Origin of the sequence: Flavobacterium flabelliforme (assembly GCF_017948675.1) — a bacterium.
In the GTDB taxonomy this organism is placed as follows: Bacteria; Bacteroidota; Bacteroidia; order Flavobacteriales; family Flavobacteriaceae; genus Flavobacterium; species Flavobacterium pygoscelis.
In genome coordinates, this window is sequence record NZ_JAGFBU010000001.1 from 287,916 (window position 1) to 309,376 (window position 21,461).

A 21,461-nucleotide genomic window follows, 5' to 3' on the forward strand; every position below is an offset into this window, starting at 1 on the left:
TATCATTATATTTGATATAATAACTCATTCCTATGAACGAAATTATATCTTACTTTTCTAGTATTCCATCTTCTCATCGCAGCTTAATTCTGGTAGCGGGAATCACTATTTTTTGGATGATTGAGAATGCCTATCCACTTTTTAAATTCAACTATAAAAAATGGCATCATGCAGGAATCAATATTTTCTTGACGCTAACCACAATTATTGTCAATTTCTTATTGGCTTTTATTTTACTAAAAACCGCTGATTGGACAATTAATAACAATTTTGGAATACTACAATGGTTGCCTAAAATGTCCATTTTACTTTATACACTTATCGGATTACTTTTGCTGGATTTAATTGGTGCTTATTTAGTTCACTTAGTAGAACATAAAGTAAAATTCTTATGGCGTTTTCATTTAATACATCATACCGACACTTGGATCGATACTACAACAGCCAATAGGCATCATCCAGGAGAAAGTATCATTCGATTTGCCTTTACCGCAATAGGTGTTTTTATTATTGGAAGTCCAATGTGGATGGTTTTTTTATATCAGACTTTATCGGTGATTGCCACACAATTTAATCACGCGAACATTGCACTACCTAAAAAAGTAGATACACTTTTAAGTTATTTTATTGTCTCGCCAGACATGCACAAAGTACATCATCATCATGTAATGCCCTATACGGATAGTAATTATGGAAATATATTTTCTATATGGGATCGTTTATTTGGCACTTTTAAGACGCTGCCAAAAGAAGAAATAATTTACGGAATTGATACACATCCTAATCCTACAGAACACAATAATTTAAAAAATTTATTAAAAATACCTTTTCAAAATCAACCTGTAAAAGAAAAGAAGTAAAAAATATAAAAAAAAATAAGTTTTGATAGAATCTAACTATTTTTTTCTTAATATTGGTATCAAATTAGAAATGTAATTTATTAATCATTAACAACTTATTTGAATTAATTTTCACGTGATGAAAAAGAGTAACCGAAAAGAATTAAACTGGGAACAAACAGAAAAACTTGTTACAATGGCTTTAGAAGAAAAAAACCCTTTTGAAATCATCAAAAAAGAATTTGGTCTGGCAGAAAAAGAGATTCTGGAAATCATGAAGAAAAAAATGCCAGCAGAAAAATTTGAAATGTGGAAAAAGAAAGCAACAGCAAATAAACCAAAACCAAAACCAGTTAAAATTGATGATTTTGATGAAGATTTGGATGGCAAATATTATATAAAAAATAAACTAGATTAGTTTTACAAACTCCTATCATTTAGGAGTTTTTTTTTGTTTTAATCTGAATAAAAAATAAGTTTATAATTAAAAAAAATCCATTCTGCGAATTAATATTCACAGAATGGATTTTTTATATTCTAATCTAAATATTATTTCCCTTCTTTTTGAAAATCTTGTCTAATTTTTTGTTCTTTTAAAATAGACTCTACAAAAGGCTTTGTTACTGTTTCAATTTCATTTTCAGAAATAGTTAATGCTTTTGAATTTTTAACTAATTCTAACCATGGTTTAGGAGCTTTAAAATCATAACTACCAAAAACAATTACTGGTGTACCTTTTACCTTTACTGTTTCTGGATTGGCTAATTCCCATTGGTCTGCGAAATCATATAATTTACGAGCATCTTTTTCTTGAAGCCTCAAACAAGAATGAGAAGCAGGATATCCTGGCAAAGTATATTGATGCCATCCTACACCCAATTTATTTTCGATATTAAAGTTCCAACGCAAATCCCATTCGTCGTCAAAAGTACTAGTAGTTTCTTCAGCTTTCCAGTTCGTAAAAAAAAGTCCAGTTGGTGTTTTATCTTTCTCTCTACCCATATTAGTAGGTCCTGTATATACTAAATCGCCTTTTTCGTACGCCGCAAATGTTTGTGTTGGATAAGAGAAAAACACGATTTTATTAATCTCTTTTAATGAAGAAACCGATAATGGAAATGGCAAATAAAATTCAATGTCTCCACTCATATCATCTGGAATAACTACAGAATCCATTTTTTTAAAATTAGCAGCATCCGTTCTATTGACAGCATAAGCTATAGCAAAGTTCGTACTATCTGCACTATTTTTAGACAACCATTCTTTTGTGTTTTCGAGATGAAAAGAAGTTTTTTTAGGTTCATTTCTTACTTTAACGGCAATTTTGTCAATTGTAGACTCTGTTTTACTTTCTTGCTTGCAACCAATAAATAATAATGCAATACTGATATTTAAAAATAGAACTATTTTTTTCATAATAAAATCTTTTATTTTTGATTTATAACTTCAACTAAAATTCTGTTTTACAAACTTCAGCCATTTATGTGACCTTGATGTTACATAATTAGAGGGTTTTCTTGTCAAATTATTAGATGGAAATAATTTAAATTTTTAAGAGTTGACAAACGTTAATACTATCTTATTTTACTTTTTAATAACAGTTACAAAAAAGGGAATGGCTTAACTTTGTACTTCATTTTAGAAAAACAAAACATGAACGATTTAAAAAATAAAAATGCACTTATTACAGGTGCCGGAAAAGGTATTGGAAAAGCAGTTGCAATTGCATTGGCTAAAGAAGGTGTAAATGTAATCTTGATGGCAAGAACACAATCTGATTTAGATGAAGTCGCTAAAGAAGTAAATGCACTTGGAGTAAAATCTATGACTGTTATTGCTGATGTTGCAGACATTACTTCTGTAAACACAGCTGTAGAAAAAGCTTTAGCAGAATTTAAAACAATTGACATCCTAGTCAACAATGCTGGAATTGCTGCTTTTGGTAAATTTTTAGAACTAGAACCATCAGCGTGGGAAAACATTATTAAAGTGAACTTAATGGGAACGTATTATGTAACACGTGCTGTTTTACCTAATATGATTGAAAGACAAATGGGTGATATTATCAATATTTCTTCCACTGCAGGATTAAACGGAAATGCAATGACTAGCGCGTACAGTGCGTCAAAATTTGCTGTTTTAGGATTAACTGATTCGTTAATGCAAGAAGTTCGCAAGCACAATATTAGAGTAACTGCTTTAACACCAAGTACCGTTGCAACAAATATGGCGAAAGAATTAAAACTTACCGATGGGAATCCTGATAAAGTAATGCAAGCTGAAGATATGGCCGAATTAATTATCGCTCAATTAAAATTGAACCGAAGAGTTTTTATAAAAAACAGCAGTATTTGGTCAACAAATCCATAATCACATTGAGTTTAAAACTACAAAACCCCTTATAATAAAGGGGTTTTGATTTTATATATTGTTATGATTCTGAACTACCTTTTTTATGGACAGGATTTATACCAAAGCCGAAATAAACTCCATTCTTACGCTTCCGTCATCATCAATTTTAGTCAAATTGATTTCGTGTAATGTATTTACTAATTCTGGATTCCACGGTGTTTTTACTTTCACGTAATTTTCTGTAAATCCATGAATGTATCCTTCTTTATTTTCACTTTCAAAAAGCACGGTTCTGTTACTTCCCAATTGACTTTCATAAAAAGCACGACGTTTTTTAACAGACAATCCACGCATCATTTTACTTCTCTTGGCTCGAACATTGGCAGCAACTGCTCCATCCATTGCTGCAGCTTCTGTATTATCCCTTTCCGAATAAGTAAAAACATGTAAATAAGAAATATCCATTTCATTAAGAAAATTATAAGTCTCCAAGAAATGCTGGTCAGTTTCGCCAGGAAAACCAACAATCACATCCACACCAATACAAGCATGTGGCATTACTTCGCGTATTTTATTTACTCTTTCGGTATAAACTTCTCGCTGATAGCGACGCTTCATCAATTTTAGAATAGCATTGCTTCCAGATTGCAAAGGAATATGAAAATGCGGAACAAAAGTGCGACTTTTGGAAACAAACTCAATCGTTTCGTTTTTCAACAAATTAGGTTCAATAGACGAAATACGCAAGCGCTCAATTCCTTCTACCTTATCTAATTCTTGAACCAATTCTAAAAAAGTATGCTCGTGTTTTTTATTACCAAATTCCCCTTTTCCGTAATCGCCAATATTCACTCCAGTAAGAACAATTTCTTTGATGTTTTGTGCTGAAATATCCTTTGCGTTTTTCAATACATTCTCTAATTCATCACTTCTAGAAATTCCTCTCGCTAATGGAATGGTACAATAAGTACATTTATAATCGCAACCATCTTGTACTTTTAAGAAAGCGCGCGTTCTATCCCCAATAGAATAGCTTCCTACATAAAAATCAGCTTCAGAAATCTCGCAAGAATGAACTTCCCCAATATCATTTTTAGACAAGTCGTTAATATAATCTGTGATTTTAAATTTTTCTGTGGCACCAAGAACTAAATCAACACCATCTACTGAGGCTAATTCTTCTGGTTTTAATTGTGCATAACAACCTACTGCAGCAATAAAAGCTTGATTATTTAACTTCATTGCTTTTTTTACAATTTGCTTAAATTGTTTGTCTGCATTTTCCGTTACAGAACACGTATTTATCACATACATATCAGCAACTTCCTCAAAATCGACACGATCAAAACCTTCATCCTCAATAGAACGAGCAATTGTTGATGTTTCCGAAAAATTCAGCTTACAACCAAGCGTATAAAAGGCAACTTTTTTTCTATTTCCCATAATAAATCTTAAACTAATGAAATCGTTGTCAAAAAATTTAAGTGTGCAAATTTACAAACTAAAATCTATTAATGAGTAGAGGTTACGCATTTTATTAAAACACAAATCCGATACCTTATGATTCATACATAAGGTATCGGATTTATTTAATTTTTTAAAAAAAACTTACTGTAATATAAAACGTCTTACTACTTCGGCAACGCCATGATTATTATTTGAGGCAACAATAACAGTTGCTCTATCTCTCAATTCTGGATCTACATTATCAACCCAAACACCTAATCCTGCATATTCTATCATCGACAAATCATTACCAGCATTACCAACCGCTATAATTTCGCTTTGAACAATATTAAGTTTTTCAGCTAAGAATTTTATACTCGCTCCTTTATCAATACCGTTTGGAGCCACTTCTAAGAAAAAAGGTTTTGACATAGAAACACTCAAATGTGGCATCGCAGCTTTCAAGTCGGCTTCAACTTTTTTTAGATAAGTTGGTTCTTCTAATAAAATACATTTTACCGCAGATGAAGTGACCGCATCCTTGAAATGAGGAACTTTATTGTGTTGTAATCCTGTAATATTTTTTTCTACTTCAATATATTCTGAATCCGTTTCGCTTACAATTTTCCCATCAATATAAGTAATGATATGGGTTTTATTTTTTAAACTGTAATCGTATAACTCATGAATTTGTTGTTGTGTCAAGCTTTCTTCAAATAGGACTTTATCTTCTTTCAAATCTGTAATTACAGCTCCGTTATAAGAAAGCATAAAAGAATTATTGACATCTAGTTTTAATTCTTTAGCAAAAGCAATCATTGCTGAAGTAGGTCTGCCGGAGGCCAAGACAATGTAAACACCTAACTCCTGTGCCTTAAATAACATTTCCTTATTCTCGTCTGAGATTTTATGGTCATCAGTCAACAAGGTATCATCCAAGTCCAGAACCAACATTTTGTATTTCATTTTACTCTTTTAAGCAATACTAATGAGTTTAGATACTCATTCTAAATTCTTCGATAACTGGATTTACTTTTGCAAATTCTGTTTCTTGCACGAATAATTCAACTGCTAAATCTGAATTACCAAAACCACCTAATCGAGCCGATTGTATGTTGTTTTTAGCTACTACATCTACACCAATTGCTTCAATTTTTTCTTGTAAAGCCATTGCTAGAATTTCACTTCCCGAAAATACTTTCATTAATCCCATGATGTTTATTTTATTTATTAGTATTATTATTTTTCTTCTAAATTTTCATCTTCTAGATCATCTTCTTCACTTTCATCTTCATCTTCATATTCTTCCTCATATTCTTCTTCCTCATCCATTTCAAAAACGAAAGGTTCTATCAACATTTTATCCACTAAAATCTCAATACGATCTGTTATTCGATCAGCAAAAACGATTCTCTGAGTTTTGTTGATGCTATTAGATATGCGCATGATTTTAGTTTCATTACGCAATCGTAACATAGGATCTGGATCATCTACAATAAACATTTTTAAACGATTGACATTAAAACCTGCCGTGGTAAACATATCATTCAACTTAGTAGCCGTTCCTATTAGTACATCAACTCCTGTAGAAATATAATTTTTATCATATTCCATGTCGCCTTTATCATGAACACCAAACACCTGAAGATCGGTATATTTACCATATTTTTCAAAAAGATCTTCCATTTCTAAAACCTTCGCTTTGTCTTCAACAATAATTAAAGCACGTGGAGATTCTTCGGTTTCTTTAGCCAATTGCTGAATTACATTCAGTACAATTGTAGTTGTTTTTCCGCTACCTTTTTCAGAAATAATAAGGCAATCAGCACCACTTTTTATTGTAGAAAAAGTTTCTTGCTGCAATGCATTCGCTTCGGTTAGACCGTTCTCAATTAAACCTTCTTGTAACTTCTCGTTTATTTTTTTTAATTTCATTTTTTTATAGCTTAAAGCTCAATTCTATAATTTATTCGAATGCTATTATTTACTTGCAAAAAGTTTTACATCATTTTCGGAAATTTCGCTTCCGCCAAGGATAATCAAACGCTCTACTACATTTCTCAATTCACGTATATTTCCAGTCCAATCGTATTCTTTAAGCAAATTTATTGCAGCAGCAGAAAACTTCTTGACTGCGTTTCCTTGCTCTGTAGCAATTTTATTTGCAAAATGACTTATTAACATCGGAATATCTTCTCGTCTATCATTTAGCGCGGGCACTTTTATTAATATAACGGCTAATCTGTGGTATAAATCCTCGCGGAAACGACCTTCAGCAATTTCTACTTTTAAATCTTTATTTGTTGCTGCAACTACACGCACATCTACTTTTATGTCTTTATCGGCTCCTACTCTAGTAATCATACTTTCTTGTAGGGCTCTTAAAACTTTGGCTTGTGCCGAAAGACTCATGTCGCCAATTTCATCTAAAAAAATGGTTCCTTTGTCCGCTGCTTCAAATTTTCCTGCACGGTCCTTTACTGCCGATGTAAAAGCTCCTTTGACGTGACCAAACAATTCACTTTCTATCAATTCTGAAGGAATAGCAGCACAGTTTACTTCGATTAATGGAAAATTAGATCGTACACTTTTTTCGTGCAATTGATGCGCAACTAATTCTTTTCCCGTTCCGTTTGGTCCTGTAATTAAAACTCTAGCTTCGGTTTCTGCTACTTTATCAATCATCACTTTGATGTGATTAATCGCTTCGCTTTCGCCGATCATTTCGTAATTTTTACTTACTTTTTTCTTTAGAATCTTATTTTCGACAACCAGTTGTTTTTTGTCTAAAGCATTTCGAACTGTGTTTAGCAAACGGTTTAAATCGGGTGGTTTTGAGATGTAATCAAAAGCTCCCAAACGCATCGTATTTATAGCTGTTTCCATATCGCCATGACCAGAGATCATTACCATTGGAATTTCAGGTTTAATTTTTTTTACGGCCTCTAGCACCTCAACACCATCCATTTTTGGCATTTTGATATCACATAAAACAAGATCGTAATCGTTATTTTTTATTTTTTCGAAACCAGCAACTCCATCTTCTGCTTCTTCAACTTGATAGGTATCATTTTCTTCAGAAAGTATTTTACTGAGCACTCTTCGTATTGCGGCTTCGTCTTCTATTACTAATATTTTCGGCATTTTTTACTGTTTTTTTAATGGCTATAAATTGACCAAGGCTTAAATTTCTATTTTTTGTTAAAAGCATATATCCTCTTGCAAATAATATGCCCTAGCCCCGATTGCAATGAAAATCCTTTTGTAACTCGCCCTAGCGAGGTATAAAAGATTGTAATGAAAAGCGGGAAATAGCTCCTTAAAATTAATTGTTTATTGTGAAAATTCAAACAATTGAAATCTTAATATTTCAACCATTTGTATAATTCCAACCAACTTGGTTTTTTGCCGTACATCAATATTCCTATTCTATATATTTTTGCAGCAAACCAAACTACTGCAAAAAAGCTAGCAAATAGCAAGGTGACTGATATAGCAATTTGCCACAAAGGTACGCCAAACGGAATTCGCATGAGCATTACTATAGGAGATGTAAGCGGAATCATTGAAAAAACTACCGCGACGGTTCCGTGTGGATCATTGATTACTGTAAAAAAACCGATATAAACTGCTAAGATTAGTGGCATCATTATAGGCAAAAGAAATTGTTGCGAATCCGTCTGATTGTCAACCGCGGCACCAATTGCTGCATAAAAAGAGCTATAAAGGAAATAACCACCGATGAAATAAACGACAAATCCGATTAGAATACTGGCAATAGGCAAATTCCACAATTCCTTAATGTACATTTGTGCTGTTCCTGCCATTTCTTGCTGTGCAGCCTGCATTAATTCGGGTGATATTTTTGCCGTTGGTGACACATTTACGCCAAAAAAAGTAGAGGCTGCAAACATTAATGAAAGTCCTATGGCCGCCCAAATAAAGAATTGTAGTAAACCGGCCAATGAAGTTCCAATAATTTTTCCAATCATCAATTGAAATGGTTTTACTGACGAAATAATAATCTCTACAATTCTACTCGTTTTCTCTTCGATTACGCTTCGCATTACCATATTACCATAAATTATAATGAACATCATAATTAGATAACCAAAAGCACCACCAATTCCTATTTTTATTTCATTCAGTCCTTTGACACTTTCTTCTCCAGAAGCTTTTGTCAAGTTAATATTTACATTGGCTCTGGCTTTATTTATAGCAAGAGTGTCTAAATTAGCTTTAACAAGATTGGTCTTTGTCAACTTAGAAGCAATTATATCCTGAACTTTTTCTGTAAATGAAATACTAGGACTATTGTTTGAAATAAACTGTATGTTGTTTTCAAAATCCTTTGTATCAACTGCTTTTGGAATGTACAAAAGTCCTTCATAACTTTCATTAGTGATACTATCCTTTAGAGACTTTAAATCTATCCCTGATAAATCTAGGTATTTATAAGTTGCATTTTTGTTGTTCTTGGCTGTGAATTCTTGGACAAATAAACCGGATTCATCATGAATTGCAATTTGTTTTGTATCGGCTTTCATAGAACTTAAATATCCTACAAATCCTGCTAATGCAACAAACAATAACGGACTTAAAAAAGTCATTACGATAAAAGACTTATTGCGAACTTTCGAAATAAATTCTCTTTTTATAATTAATGAAATAATACTCATTTAGTTTTTTATTTATTAGTAGTGATTTTACAATATAGATTTAAAATCACAACATTAGAATTTATTTAATTTCCGCTAACGGTTTTGATAAAGATATCGTTGACACTTGGTATTTTCTCTAGAAAATGTGTGACTTGCCCACGTAGCGTTAAGAGATTTAACAACTCATTTGGCGTGGCATTACCCAATTGTATTTCTAATTTCAGAGAATCGTTGAGTGATTTAAAATTGGCTGGACTAACAGTGAATTTTTTAGTAATATCATACATCAACCCTTCAACGTTATCTGTCAATATACCTACTTCGTAAGAATTGGTTTTAAATTGTCGCTTAACATCGTTCAGCTTTCCTTCGATCAATTTGTTTGATTTATGAATTAAAGCAATGTGATCGCATAACTCCTCTACACTTTCCATTCGGTGTGTAGAAAAAATTATAGTAGCTCCATCTTCACGAAGCTTCAAAATCTCGTCTTTGATAACATTTGCGTTTACAGGATCAAATCCAGAAAAAGGTTCGTCAAAAATTAATAATTTGGGCTTGTGCAAAACACAAACAACAAATTGAATTTTCTGTGCCATCCCTTTTGATAATTCTTGGATTTTTTTGTTCCACCATCCTTGAATTTCTAATCTTTCAAACCAATATTCCAATTGTTTTTTTGCTTCTGCTTTTGAAAGTCCTTTCATTTGAGCCAAATACAAGCATTGCTCTCCTACTTTCATGGTATTGTACAAACCTCTTTCCTCTGGAAGGTAGCCTATGTGCTGAACGTGCTTGGGCTGTAATTTTTCACCATCAAGAATAATTTGCCCACTATCTGGTAAGGTAATTTGATTGATGATGCGAATAAGAGATGTTTTTCCTGCTCCATTTGGCCCCAGAAGTCCATAGATACTGCCTTTGGGTACGGATAATGTAACTTCGTTTAGCGCAACATAATCACCATATTTCTTTACTACTTTATTAACCTCAAGTATATTACTCATGCTTTATTTTTAATTGATGTAAAAGTAAATAATTAGTGCCGAAATAGGCATAATTGTTACACAAAAAAACCCATCCTTATCTAATTTAAGGATGGGTTTTTATTTATTGATAAGTCTGCGTTTGATCGCGAACCTATTTATGAAAACATATCTTTTACTTTCTCGAAAAATGATTTGTCTGATTTTTCAGGATTTGGAATAAAGTTATCATCCGTTAAGGCATTTTCAAAAAACTGTTTTTGCTCTTTGTTTAATGTTTTTGGTGTCCAAACATTTACATGAACCAATAAGTCTCCGTTACCATAACCGTTGATACTTGGAATTCCTTTACCTTTCAATCTAAGAATTTTACCGGATTGAATTCCTTCCTCTAATTTAATTCTTACTTTACCATTGATAGCCTCAATATCTTTAGAAATACCAAGAACGGCTTCGGCAAAGCTAATGTACAAATCATAGTGTAAATTCTCTCCTTCACGTTTCAACAAATCATGCTCTAACTCTTCTATGGCAACAATTAAATCTCCTGGAATACTATTTCCTGGAGCATCATTTCCTTTATTAGAAACTTTTAACTGCATACCATCTACCACACCCGCAGGTATTTTGATAGATACTGTTTCATCTTCTAAAATCATCCCTTGCGAATCTGCATTAGATGGTTTTTTATCTAAAATTTGACCAGAACCACTACAAGTAGGACAAGTAGAAGCAGATTGCATACGTCCTAAAATTGTATTAGTTACACGCATCACTTGCCCTTGACCATTACAAGTAGAACAAGTTTTATAAGTAACACCAGGAGCTTGAACCTTACGTTTTACTTTAACTTTTTTCTCAACACCATTAGCAATTTCTTCTAATGTTAGTTTTACTTTGATACGAAGATTACTTCCTTTAGCACGACGAACTCCGCCACCGCCTCCACCTCCGAAGCCTCCAAAACCGCCTCCGAAAATATCACCAAACTGGCTAAAAATATCATCCATATTCATACCGCCATGACCACCGCCACCAAAACCACCAGAACCATCAAATGCTTGATGACCGTACTGATCGTATTTAGCTTTTTTCTGAGGATCACCTAAGACTTCATATGCTTCTGCAGCTAATTTAAATTTATCTTCTGCCGATTTGTCTCCAGGGTTTTTGTCAGGGTGATGCGCTATAGCTTGTTTTCTATAGGCTTTTTTTATCTCGGCAGCATCAGCACTTTTAGTAATGCCTAAAATTTCGTAAAAATCTTTTTTCATTTTTATTTTTTCTTACAAATCTATAGCAGCAATAAATTACCACTATAAATTAAAGTATTACTGACCTATAACAACTTTTGGAAAACGGATAATTTTATCTCCAAGTTTATATCCTTTTTCAAGAACATCAACAATTTTTCCTTTCATCTTATCCGATGCTGCAGGAATTTGAGTAATCGCTTCAGCAAAATCAGCATCAAATACGTCTCCTGCTTTTACATCAACTTGCTCTAATCCTTTAGCAACTAAAGTAGTTTTTAATTTCTCATTAATAAGCGCAACACCTTCTAATAAAGGACCATCATCTGTCTTACTGATTTCTGTAATTGCTCTATCAAAATCATCTAAAACCGGTAACAATGCTAATAAAACTTCTTGGTTAGCCGTTTTGAATAACTCAATACGTTCCTTAGTAGTTCTTCTTTTATAGTTTTCAAATTCAGCAAATAATCTTAAATATTTATCTTTCTCTTTCGCTAAGTCTTGTGTTAATTGCTCTTCTAAGCTTAATTCCTCAACAACAACTTGCTCCTCACCGCCATTATTCTCTAATGTCGTCTCCTCTAATTCCTGATCGATTTCTGTATTTTCAGTAGTCATATTACTTGTATTTTTAAAAATATTCTTAAAGTTCATTGTTAATCTTTTCCATGGATTGCAAAAGTACTGCCAATTGTTTTAAAATGTCAAATTGTCACCTTTTTAGCAATTTGACTTCTGTTATTTATAAAAATGGAGTTTTTAATAAATTTTAGGATTATTTTAAGATTATTTTATTGTCTTTTTTTTTATTTTTGGAGTTGGTGTTATTTAGACCTTCAAAATAAAATTTGACAATTTAAATTTCAACTTTTAAAATTATTAATTCACAGTTTTTATAAAAAAAAGCTTCGTTTATATCTTAAACGAAGCTTTTTTTATATTTAGAAATAACGGACAGTCTATAATAACGTCGATTTTAAATTTTCAAAATCAATGACAACTTGTTCTCCCGTGACAAGATTTTTAAGAGCATACGAATTGGTTTTCATTTCATCTTCTCCAATAATAACAGCATAAGGAATTCCTCTTTTATCAGCATGTTGAAATTGTTTTCCCACTTTTGCATTTTCAGGATACAATTCTACTTTTACACCTAAAGCTCTTAATTTTTGTATGGCTTGCATGGCATAAAAAGCTTCTTTATCACCATAGTTAATAAATAACGCTTTTGAAGTTGCTGTTACGGTTTCTGGAAATAAACTTAACTCTTCTACAACCAAATAAATTCGGTCTAAACCAAATGATATGCCTACACCGCTCATGTTTTTTAATCCAAAAATACCCGTCAAATCATCATAGCGACCACCGCCTCCTATGGATCCCATAGCTACTGTTTTTGGTGGAGCTACTTCAAAAATGGCTCCTGTGTAGTAATTTAAACCACGTGCTAACGTTACATCTAAGTCTAAAACGGCACTGTTTAACCCTAATTTCAATACATTTTCACAAATAAATCGCAACTCTTCAACTCCTTTCATACCTTCTGAAGAAGCAGCAAGCAACTGCGATAATTTTTCTATTTTCTCCGTAATTGTTCCGGTAAAATTGAATAAAGGCTGTACTTTTTCGATAGCTCCTTCATTAATTCCTTTTTCGATCATCTCTTTTTTTACACCCTCTTCGCCTATTTTATCGAGCTTGTCTAAGGCAACTGTAAAGTCAATCAATTTATCCGAAGCACCTATTACCTCAGCAATTCCAGATAAGATTTTTCTATTATTGATTTTTATTGTTGCACCCACCAATCCTAAGTCGGTAAATACAGCATCATATAACTGCACCAATTCTACTTCCTGCCAAAGGGATTTAGAACCTACTACATCGGCATCACATTGAAAAAACTCTCTAAAACGGCCTTTTTGAGGGCGGTCTGCACGCCAAACCGGTTGAATTTGGTACCGTTTAAAAGGAAATTCAATTTCGTTTTGATGTTGCACCACGTAACGTGCAAAAGGTACGGTCAAGTCATAGCGCAACGCTTTTTCTGAAATGCTCGAAGTGAGCTTAGTACTGTCTTTATTTTCTAAATGACTTGCATTGGCTTTTGCCAAATAATCACCTGAATTTAATATTTTAAAGATCAATCGATCGCCTTCTTCGCCGTATTTTCCCATTAAAGTATCGGAGTTTTCAAAAGAAGGTGTTTCTATAGGTTGGAATCCGAATTTTTCGAAATTACTTTTTATAATTTGAATGATATACTGACGTTTTGCCACCTCGCTTGGTGAAAAATCTCTAGTTCCTTTTGGAATACTCGGTTTTGATGCCATTTTATGAATATTGAATTTTAAATTTTCAGATTGAAGAACATAAAAAACGAACAAATCTGATTGGGTGCAAATATCTTATTTTTTAAATTATTCTCTTTACAAATTACATCATTTTATTACACAAACCATAGCCCTGATTGTAGTGAAAATAAAGTTGTAAAAAATAATATTATTTTCTTGACTAAAAGAGCGGCCAGAGGAAGCTCCTTTTAGGCAATTGAAAATAAATTATTTTACAACTGGATTGTAACGTAAAGCAGGAAATTGCTCCAGATAAAAGAGATTACAGGAAATTATATTTTAGCTACAGAAAAATTGTAACAAAAATTGTATTTTCGTGTCAAACTTGTATGATGCTAAAATTATTTAAGGAAAATGTCCGAATTGCGTTTGGTTCAATACGTACGCAATTGCTAAGAACGGTTCTTACTGTGATGATAATTGCGATAGGAATTACGGCTTTAGTAAGTATTCTTACTGTTGTTGCAGCACTTGAAAACACTATTTCGAGTGATTTTGCATCGATGGGAGCGAACACTTTTAACATAAAACAATATGAAAACGTAACGCGAAATCGAGGTGGAGACGAGCGTGAAATCATAAATCCAATTATTTCTTATCCTGAAGCCGTTGCGTTTAAGAATAAATTTCAATATCCATTTACAGAAACCTCACTTTCCTTTACAGCTACCTCAACAGCTGAGATAAAATACGAAGCGATAAAAACAGATCCAGAGAATTCTATTCTAGGAGTTGATGAATATTTTATGTCTAACTCTGGATTAGAAACTAGTTTAGGACGCAACTTTACTGGATTTGACATAGATAACAATGCCTATGTATGTATTGTAGGATCTGATTTTGAGAAAGGTTTATTAAAAGACGTGAACCCGATTGACAAAGTAATTTCGATTCGCGGAGCTAGATTTAAAGTCATTGGTGTTCTTAAAGAAAAAGGATCCACTTTTGGTAACAATCAGGATTTACGGGTATTAATTCCCATACAAATTGCCCGTTCCTTATTTACGGCACCCAATATAAATTATACGGTAAGTGTAATGGTTGATAAAAAAGAATTACTGGAACAAGCATTAGATAATGCAACGAGTACCATGCGTAAAGTTAGAAAATTAAGTCCTGTAAAAGACAATAATTTTGGTGTGGTTCGAAGTGATGATTTAATCAATCGAATTTTAGGAATTACGAAATACTTAGGACTTGCTTCCTGGCTTATTGGTATTATTACTGTATTGGGCTCCTCTATTGCTTTGATGAATATCATGATTGTTTCGGTTACAGAACGTACTAGAGAAATTGGAGTTAGAAAAGCTTTGGGAGCCAAGAAAACGACTATTGCGATTCAGTTTTTTATAGAAACTTTACTCATTGGCCAATTAGGTGGTTTAGTAGGAATTATTTTTGGTATTCTTATTGGTTTTGGTATCGCTACCGCTATGGATTTTGCATTTGTAATTCCGTGGGGAGCAATAATGGCAGCATTCCTCACCAGTTTTATTGTTGCAATTGCTTCTGGATTATATCCAGCTATTAAGGCGGCAGTTTTAGATCCTATTGAGGCGTTGCGTTATGAATAATTTAGAGGTATTCTATTTAGTTTTTAAATCAGAAATATAACTATGACAATACTTTATGTTATTTTTTAAAAAAGCATAATCAATAAAAATCGTTTAATTATTTCTCCTAAACTTATGGTTTAGGAACATTAAAGTAATAGTAAAGTTTGCGTGAATTTTTACCTATTAGCAAAAATCATTCGATCGTTGCCATAAATGTCTTTTCGTAATTGGATATTTTTGAAATTCATTTTTTCGAGCAAATCAATCATTTCTTTGCCTAAATATTGATTAATTTCAAAATACAGTTGCCCGTTTTCGGAAAGGTTTTTTTGAGCTAATTCTGCTATTTTTTTATAAAAAATCAAAGCATCATTGTCTTCTACAAAAAGAGCCAAATGAGGTTCATTATCTAGTACATTTTTTTTGATTTCCTCTTTTTCGAGGTTTCTAACATAAGGCGGATTAGAAACGATAATATCAAACTGTTCCTCTAAGTCGTATGTTTCAAGAATGTTTCTATTCCAAAAAGCAACTTCAACTTTATTGTTTTGTGCATTTTTTTCGGCTGTAGCCAAAGCATTTTCAGCAACATCAATCGCAAAAACTTGAGCATTTGCAAAATTCTTAGCCAATGAAATAGCGATGCAACCACTTCCGGTTCCAATATCTAAAATTTTTATATTTTTGGAAAATGAATCTTTTGTATTGCTTTTAATTATCCAATCGACTAGTTCTTCCGTTTCTGGTCTTGGAATTAAAACATTTTTATTCACTTCAAAATCCAATCCATAAAAACTAGTATTCCCTAATATATATTGTACTGGGATTTCTTGTTTTAATTGTTCTAAAATGACATTCCAAACCTTAATTTCATTCTCAGAAAAAGTTAAATCAATTTGCAAGGCCAAATCAATTCTTTTTAATTGATGCTTTTCTTCTAATATTAAGTAGAAAAAGCTTTCCGCTTCATCTTCTCCAAAAATGGACTCTAGCTCTTGAATAAAATAGGATCTGTATGCTCTAATTTTCATGTTGTATTTTATAAAAGAAGTAGTAAAAGTATTTTAAATTAAAAGTGATGATTTAAAACTATAGTTTTTTCAGCATCCAAATAGGACAACTATCGTGACCAGTACTTCCCATGGGTGCATCAATAGACTCAAAACCGGATTTTTTATATAGTTTTTGTGCGTCAAGCATAAACGGCATTGTTTCTAAATAGCAACTTTCGAATCCAAAATTTATAGCACTTTGCAAACATACAGCCATCATCTCACTACCAATTCCCAAACCGCGAATTTCTGGTAGAAAATACATTTTTTGCAATTCACAAATTGTTTCAGCTTCATTTTCTAGTCGTGCTATACCGGCGCAACCTACTACTCTTCCGTTATGTTCTACCACATAATATACAGATCTAGGCTTATTATACTCTTCGTACATTAAGTCAAGATAAGGATCAGCATAGGCAGTTCCTACTTTAGGAATATCCATTTCATCAAAAACAGCACGTATTAATTGTGCAACTTGCTGATTGTCTTCTTTATTTATTTTTCTGATACTGTAATTTTCCATTTTATCTACAATCTAATTATATACGCAAAAATAGAAATTGTTTGTTGTAAATCTTCGTTGTTTTCAAACAAAATCATAAAAGCAAAAATCACTACTTTTGTATTGTGAAAATACATGAAAAATACATCAGAAGGTGCATAGAATTAGCTAAAAATGGACTAGGCACAACATATCCAAATCCACTTGTAGGTAGTGTAATTGTTTATGACGGAAAAATAATTGGTGAAGGTTGGCATAAAAAAGCTGGAGAACCACATGCAGAAGTAAATGCTATCAAGTCGGTAAAAGATAAAACGCTCCTAAAAAAAGCGACTATCTATGTTAGCTTGGAACCTTGCAGTCATTTTGGCAAAACACCGCCTTGTTGTAATTTGATCATCGAAAATGAAATTCCTAATGTGGTAATTGGCACCGTTGACCCCAATATTAAAGTAGCTGGAAACGGAATCAAAAGACTACTTGACGCCGGAATTAAAGTAACCGTGGGGATTCTAGAAGAAGATTGTTATGAATTGAATAAGCGTTTTTTTACTTTTCATGAAAAGAAAAGACCCTATATAATATTAAAATGGGCCGAAAGCCAAGATGGTTTTATTGCTCCAATAGAAAAATTCGAAAAAAAACCAGTCTGGATTACCAATTCTTATTCTAGGCAACTCGTGCACAAATGGCGCAGTGAAGAACAAGCAATATTAGTAGGAACACAAACGGTTATTGATGATGATCCAAAATTAGATGTGCGAGATTGGAAAGGTCATAATCCCGTTCGTATAGTTTTAGACCAAAATAAAAGAATACCAAATAGTAGTCAAATTCTTGACAATCAGACAAAAACAATTGTATTTTCTAAATCAAAAACTACTATTGAAAAAGAAAATACTATCTTTGAAAATATCGATTTTAAAGAAAACATTGCTTTTCAAATAGCACAAGTGCTTTATAAACATCAAATACAATCTGTTATTATTGAAGGCGGAAGCCAAACTTTACAGACATTTATTGATGCTAAACTGTGGGATGAATCTCGAATATTTATAGGGAAAATCGATTTCAAAACGGGTATAAAAGCACCTTCCTTGGCTAAGAAAAATTTTGAGAAATCAACAATTAGTAACGACGAACTTATAATTTCAAGAAACTATGATTAATACTATAATTTTTGATTTTGGAGCTATTTTTATCAATTTAGATTTACAAGGAACCGTTAATGCTTTTAAAAAACTAGGATTAACAGAATGGAATGAGGAGCTAATGCATTTGAATTCTCAGTTTGAAACTGGTAAAATATCCCGTGAAAATTTCCTATTAGGCATTCAAAAACACATTCCAAATTCGAGTATTGCCGAAATACAAACAGCGTGGAATGCTATTTTACTTGATTTCCCATTGTATCGTTTAGAGTTCTTGCAATTGCTTTCTGAAAAATACCGTTTATTTTTACTTTCTAATACAGATGCTATTCACATCGAAACTTTTGAACAAAAAAATGGCGTTTCTTTTTACAGTGATTTCTATAGTTGTTTTGAAAGAGTGTATTTTTCTTTTGAAATGGGATTAAGAAAACCAGATTTAGACACTTTCAAGCACTTAATTAGCAACCACGAATTAGATCCAAAGCGCACATTATTTGTAGATGATAAAAAAGAAAATACAGATGCAGCACTTTCGTTAGGCTTTAATGTTTGGAACTTACAAGTGGGAGAAGAAGATGTAATACACTTATTCGACAAAAAAATAATTTAGAAAAACCAGCTCTTTTTGGAAATTAAAGATACTTATAAAACGATAGCACAAACTCCAGAGATAGTGTTATTTAAAGAAAAAAATAGCAAATTTTTTGGTTACGCTTTCCCAATACAATCAGAAGATACAGTAAAATCCCAAATAGATGTTTTGCGAAAGCAATATCCTAATGCAGGGCATTTTTGTTACGCTTATCAAATTGGGACTGAAACAATATCATACAGAGCCAATGATGATGGAGAACCGAGCAATACAGCTGGGATGCCTATTTATGGTCAAATCCAATCGTTTTCGGTTACTAATATATTGGTAGTAATTATTCGGATTTTTGGAGGTGTAAAACTAGGTGTTGGAGGATTAATTAGTGCCTACAGAACAACAGCACAATTAGTTCTAGAAAATGCTGAAATTATTGAGAAAACCATCGATAAACATTTTATGATCACTTATGATTATAAAAATATGAATAAAATAATGCGAGTGATTAAGGAAAAAAAGCTCGAAATTGTGAGTCAAGAAATGGAAATTAATGAGGAATCCGGAATTCCATTAGGTAAAATTGAGATAAAAACACGAAAAAAAAATGCCGAAATAGTTTACGACATTTTTAATTCTATGTTTGAAATCGATATAAAACCTCTTTAATTTTTTAAATAAAACAGCATTATTTTCAACTTTATTCCATTGCTTTAAACAATTCTAAAATATAATCTGGCGGAGCCACTGGTTTGCCAGATTTTAATGACACAAATACTAAGATAAAATGGGCGGTTGTTAATAACTCATTCGACTCATTATAAATAGCGCAATCAAATTCTATCTTTACGGAGGACTGACTTTTAAAAACCGTGTGAACTGTCAATAACTCATCATAACGCGCTGATTTTTTATAATTTATAGTCATAGACACAATTGGCAGAGCAATACCACTTTCTTCCATACTTTTATATGAAATCCCTTTGTTTCTAAGCCATTCCACACGTCCTATCTCAAAATAAGGAACGTAATTCCCATGATATACCACTCCCATTTGGTCTGTTTCTGAATAACGCACCCTAACTTCTACCTTATGATCTTTCATTGATTATATATTAAAAATTTTAAATTTAAAGAACCCCTTACGACATTTATTCGTGAAATTTCCACCCCATAAATTTTTTTTTACAGAAATTTGTTCACATATTTGTTACCCCGATAAAAGACATCAAAACATCTTTTTTTTAGTAAGATAAAAATTACCAAATTAAAACAATTTAATAGAATATATGAACAAAACTGCTCAATCAGTATGGGAAAACTGTTTGTCTTTTATCAAAGACAACATTCAAGATCAAGCTTACAAAACTTGGTTTGAACCAATCAAGTCAGTTGAACTTACCGATAACGCATTATACATTCAAGTTCCTAGTAAATTTTTTTATGAATGGTTGGAAGAGCACTATGTAAAATTATTAAAAGTTGCCCTTACCAAAGAACTTGGAAAAAACGCTAAGTTACTTTATAAAATTAGAATGGAAAACACTTATGGTAACAAACAACCGTTTACGGAACAGTTACCAAGTGCCAACAGAGTTCCGATGAAACCGCAAGAAGTTGATGCTCCCTTTAAAAATTTAAACCCAGAATTAAAAAATCCTTTTGTAATTCCAGGAATTAGAAATTTAAAAATTGAATCGCAATTAAATGCTAATTATAGTTTTGATAATTTTCTTGAAGGTGATTCTAATCGTTTGGCACGTTCTGCAGGAATGGCTGTTGCGAATAAACCAGGTGGAACATCGTTTAATCCGTTATTAATTTTTGGTGGAGTTGGTCTTGGAAAAACACATTTAGCACATGCTATTGGTGTAGAAATAAAAGATAAATATCCAGAAAAAACCGTTTTGTACATTTCTGCTGAAATTTTCACACAACAATATATTGATTCTGTAAAGAAAAATAATCGTAATGATTTTATCCATTTCTATCAATTAATTGATGTATTAATCATTGATGATGTTCAATTTCTTTCTGGTAAATCAGGAACTCAAGATGTATTTTTTCACATATTCAATTACTTGCATCAAAATGGAAAACAAGTAATTTTGACTTCGGACAAAGCGCCAGTTGATATGCAAGATATCGAACAACGTTTGTTATCTCGTTTTAAATGGGGATTATCCGCAGAAATTCATCAACCCGATTATGAAACTAGAATTTCTATCTTGAAAAATATTCTTTATAGAGATGGAGTTGAAATTCCTGATGAAATTGTAGAATATGTTGCTCGCAATATTAAATCGAATGTAAGAGAACTTGAAGGAGCCATCATTTCATTGATAGCGCAATCTTCTTTTAACAAAAAAGAGGTTACTATTGAATTGGCGAAAAGCGTTGTCGAAAAATTCGTGAAAAATGTAAAAAGAGAGATTTCTATTGATTACATTCAAAAAATCGTTTCGGATTATTTCCAATTGGATTTAGAAACTTTACAATCTAAAACGAGAAAAAGGCACGTGGTACAAGCAAGACAATTAGCGATGTTTTTCGCAAAGAAATTCACTAAAGCATCTTTAGCAAATATTGGTTCTCAAATTGGAGATCGCGATCACGCAACGGTATTACACGCTTGTAAAACGGTAGACAACTTAGTGGCTACTGACAAACAATTCAAAAAATTTGTCGAAGATATCAATAAGAAATTAACGCTATAAACG

22 protein-coding genes are annotated in these 21,461 nt (G+C 32.3%); 8 read left to right on the forward strand and 14 right to left on the reverse strand.

Going from position 1 to position 21,461, the window contains the following annotated elements; genetic code table 11:
• Window positions 1–32: 32 nt before the first annotated feature.
• Together J3S90_RS01215 and J3S90_RS01220 are read left to right on the forward strand one after the other, a co-directional pair.
• On the forward strand, window positions 33–860 hold the full coding sequence (locus J3S90_RS01215) for a sterol desaturase family protein (RefSeq protein ID WP_210644168.1): 828 nt from the start codon (window positions 33–35) through the stop codon (window positions 858–860).
• Window positions 861–978: 118 nt separating this feature from the next.
• The gene (locus J3S90_RS01220) at window positions 979–1,257 is read left to right on the forward strand and encodes a DUF2805 domain-containing protein (protein ID WP_066081282.1); all 279 of its coding nucleotides are present in this window, start codon (window positions 979–981) and stop codon (window positions 1,255–1,257) included.
• Window positions 1,258–1,388: 131 nt separating this feature from the next.
• Here the strand turns inward: J3S90_RS01220 and J3S90_RS01225 are convergent, their stop codons facing one another.
• Window positions 1,389–2,255 (reverse strand): L,D-transpeptidase, encoded by an 867-nt coding sequence (locus J3S90_RS01225; protein WP_210644170.1) that lies wholly within the window; start codon window positions 2,253–2,255, stop codon window positions 1,389–1,391.
• Between the two features lie 237 nt (window positions 2,256–2,492).
• Between J3S90_RS01225 and J3S90_RS01230 the strand changes: the two genes are divergently transcribed.
• Window positions 2,493–3,209, forward strand: a complete 717-nt coding sequence (locus J3S90_RS01230) for a 3-ketoacyl-ACP reductase (RefSeq protein ID WP_188049666.1) — start codon at window positions 2,493–2,495, stop codon at window positions 3,207–3,209.
• Window positions 3,210–3,305: 96 nt separating this feature from the next.
• On the opposite strand, the gene mtaB is transcribed toward J3S90_RS01230, so the two are convergent.
• From mtaB to hisS, 10 genes are all read right to left on the reverse strand, one after another.
• Entirely contained in the window at window positions 3,306–4,634 is a 1,329-nt protein-coding gene (gene mtaB, locus J3S90_RS01235) for a tRNA (N(6)-L-threonylcarbamoyladenosine(37)-C(2))-methylthiotransferase MtaB (RefSeq protein WP_188049665.1), read from the reverse strand.
• 165 nt (window positions 4,635–4,799) lie between these two features.
• On the reverse strand, window positions 4,800–5,603 hold the full coding sequence (locus J3S90_RS01240) for a Cof-type HAD-IIB family hydrolase (protein ID WP_210644172.1): 804 nt from the start codon (window positions 5,601–5,603) through the stop codon (window positions 4,800–4,802).
• A 28-nt stretch (window positions 5,604–5,631) separates the two neighbouring features.
• A complete protein-coding gene (locus J3S90_RS01245; protein ID WP_121925889.1) occupies window positions 5,632–5,850 on the reverse strand; it encodes a DUF2007 domain-containing protein in 219 nt (72 codons plus the stop codon).
• A gap of 26 nt (window positions 5,851–5,876) precedes the next feature.
• Window positions 5,877–6,572, reverse strand: coding sequence for a DEAD/DEAH box helicase (locus J3S90_RS01250; RefSeq protein WP_210644174.1), 696 nt, complete (start codon window positions 6,570–6,572; stop codon window positions 5,877–5,879).
• Window positions 6,573–6,617: 45 nt separating this feature from the next.
• A complete protein-coding gene (locus tag J3S90_RS01255) occupies window positions 6,618–7,781 on the reverse strand; it encodes a sigma-54-dependent transcriptional regulator (RefSeq protein WP_188049662.1) in 1,164 nt (387 codons plus the stop codon).
• 218 nt (window positions 7,782–7,999) lie between these two features.
• A complete protein-coding gene (locus tag J3S90_RS01260; RefSeq protein WP_210644176.1) occupies window positions 8,000–9,316 on the reverse strand; it encodes an ABC transporter permease in 1,317 nt (438 codons plus the stop codon).
• A 65-nt stretch (window positions 9,317–9,381) separates the two neighbouring features.
• Window positions 9,382–10,305: an ABC transporter ATP-binding protein gene (locus J3S90_RS01265; protein WP_210644179.1), complete on the reverse strand. Its 924-nt coding sequence runs from the start codon at window positions 10,303–10,305 to the stop codon at window positions 9,382–9,384.
• Between the two features lie 137 nt (window positions 10,306–10,442).
• Entirely contained in the window at window positions 10,443–11,558 is a 1,116-nt protein-coding gene (dnaJ, locus tag J3S90_RS01270; RefSeq protein WP_188049659.1) for a molecular chaperone DnaJ, read from the reverse strand.
• Between the two features lie 57 nt (window positions 11,559–11,615).
• Window positions 11,616–12,194 carry a nucleotide exchange factor GrpE gene (locus J3S90_RS01275; protein ID WP_210644181.1) on the reverse strand — a complete coding sequence of 193 codons (579 nt, stop codon included), beginning with the start codon at window positions 12,192–12,194 and terminating at the stop codon, window positions 11,616–11,618.
• Between the two features lie 305 nt (window positions 12,195–12,499).
• On the reverse strand, window positions 12,500–13,870 hold the full coding sequence (hisS, locus tag J3S90_RS01280) for a histidine--tRNA ligase (RefSeq protein WP_210644183.1): 1,371 nt from the start codon (window positions 13,868–13,870) through the stop codon (window positions 12,500–12,502).
• 350 nt (window positions 13,871–14,220) lie between these two features.
• Between hisS and J3S90_RS01285 the strand changes: the two genes are divergently transcribed.
• Entirely contained in the window at window positions 14,221–15,465 is a 1,245-nt protein-coding gene (locus J3S90_RS01285; protein WP_210644185.1) for an ABC transporter permease, read from the forward strand.
• Between the two features lie 158 nt (window positions 15,466–15,623).
• On the opposite strand, the gene prmC is transcribed toward J3S90_RS01285, so the two are convergent.
• Together prmC and J3S90_RS01295 are read right to left on the reverse strand one after the other, a co-directional pair.
• Window positions 15,624–16,478 carry a peptide chain release factor N(5)-glutamine methyltransferase gene (prmC, locus tag J3S90_RS01290; protein ID WP_210644187.1) on the reverse strand — a complete coding sequence of 285 codons (855 nt, stop codon included), beginning with the start codon at window positions 16,476–16,478 and terminating at the stop codon, window positions 15,624–15,626.
• Window positions 16,479–16,536: 58 nt separating this feature from the next.
• Entirely contained in the window at window positions 16,537–17,022 is a 486-nt protein-coding gene (locus J3S90_RS01295; protein ID WP_210644189.1) for a GNAT family N-acetyltransferase, read from the reverse strand.
• A 104-nt stretch (window positions 17,023–17,126) separates the two neighbouring features.
• Between J3S90_RS01295 and ribD the strand changes: the two genes are divergently transcribed.
• From ribD to J3S90_RS01310, 3 genes are read left to right on the forward strand one after another with little or no spacing between them, the layout of a single operon-like run.
• Entirely contained in the window at window positions 17,127–18,170 is a 1,044-nt protein-coding gene (gene ribD, locus J3S90_RS01300) for a bifunctional diaminohydroxyphosphoribosylaminopyrimidine deaminase/5-amino-6-(5-phosphoribosylamino)uracil reductase RibD (protein ID WP_210644191.1), read from the forward strand.
• Window positions 18,163–18,765, forward strand: a complete 603-nt coding sequence (locus tag J3S90_RS01305; RefSeq protein WP_188049652.1) for an HAD-IA family hydrolase — start codon at window positions 18,163–18,165, stop codon at window positions 18,763–18,765. Before ribD ends, J3S90_RS01305 begins: the two co-directional genes overlap by 8 nt.
• A gap of 15 nt (window positions 18,766–18,780) precedes the next feature.
• On the forward strand, window positions 18,781–19,410 hold the full coding sequence (locus tag J3S90_RS01310) for an IMPACT family protein (RefSeq protein WP_210644193.1): 630 nt from the start codon (window positions 18,781–18,783) through the stop codon (window positions 19,408–19,410).
• 31 nt (window positions 19,411–19,441) lie between these two features.
• On the opposite strand, the gene J3S90_RS01315 is transcribed toward J3S90_RS01310, so the two are convergent.
• Window positions 19,442–19,846, reverse strand: a complete 405-nt coding sequence (locus tag J3S90_RS01315) for an acyl-CoA thioesterase (protein ID WP_210644195.1) — start codon at window positions 19,844–19,846, stop codon at window positions 19,442–19,444.
• 184 nt (window positions 19,847–20,030) lie between these two features.
• Here J3S90_RS01315 and dnaA point away from each other — a divergent pair, with 184 nt between their 5' ends.
• On the forward strand, window positions 20,031–21,458 hold the full coding sequence (dnaA, locus tag J3S90_RS01320; RefSeq protein ID WP_188049649.1) for a chromosomal replication initiator protein DnaA: 1,428 nt from the start codon (window positions 20,031–20,033) through the stop codon (window positions 21,456–21,458).
• Window positions 21,459–21,461: the final 3 nt, after the last annotated feature.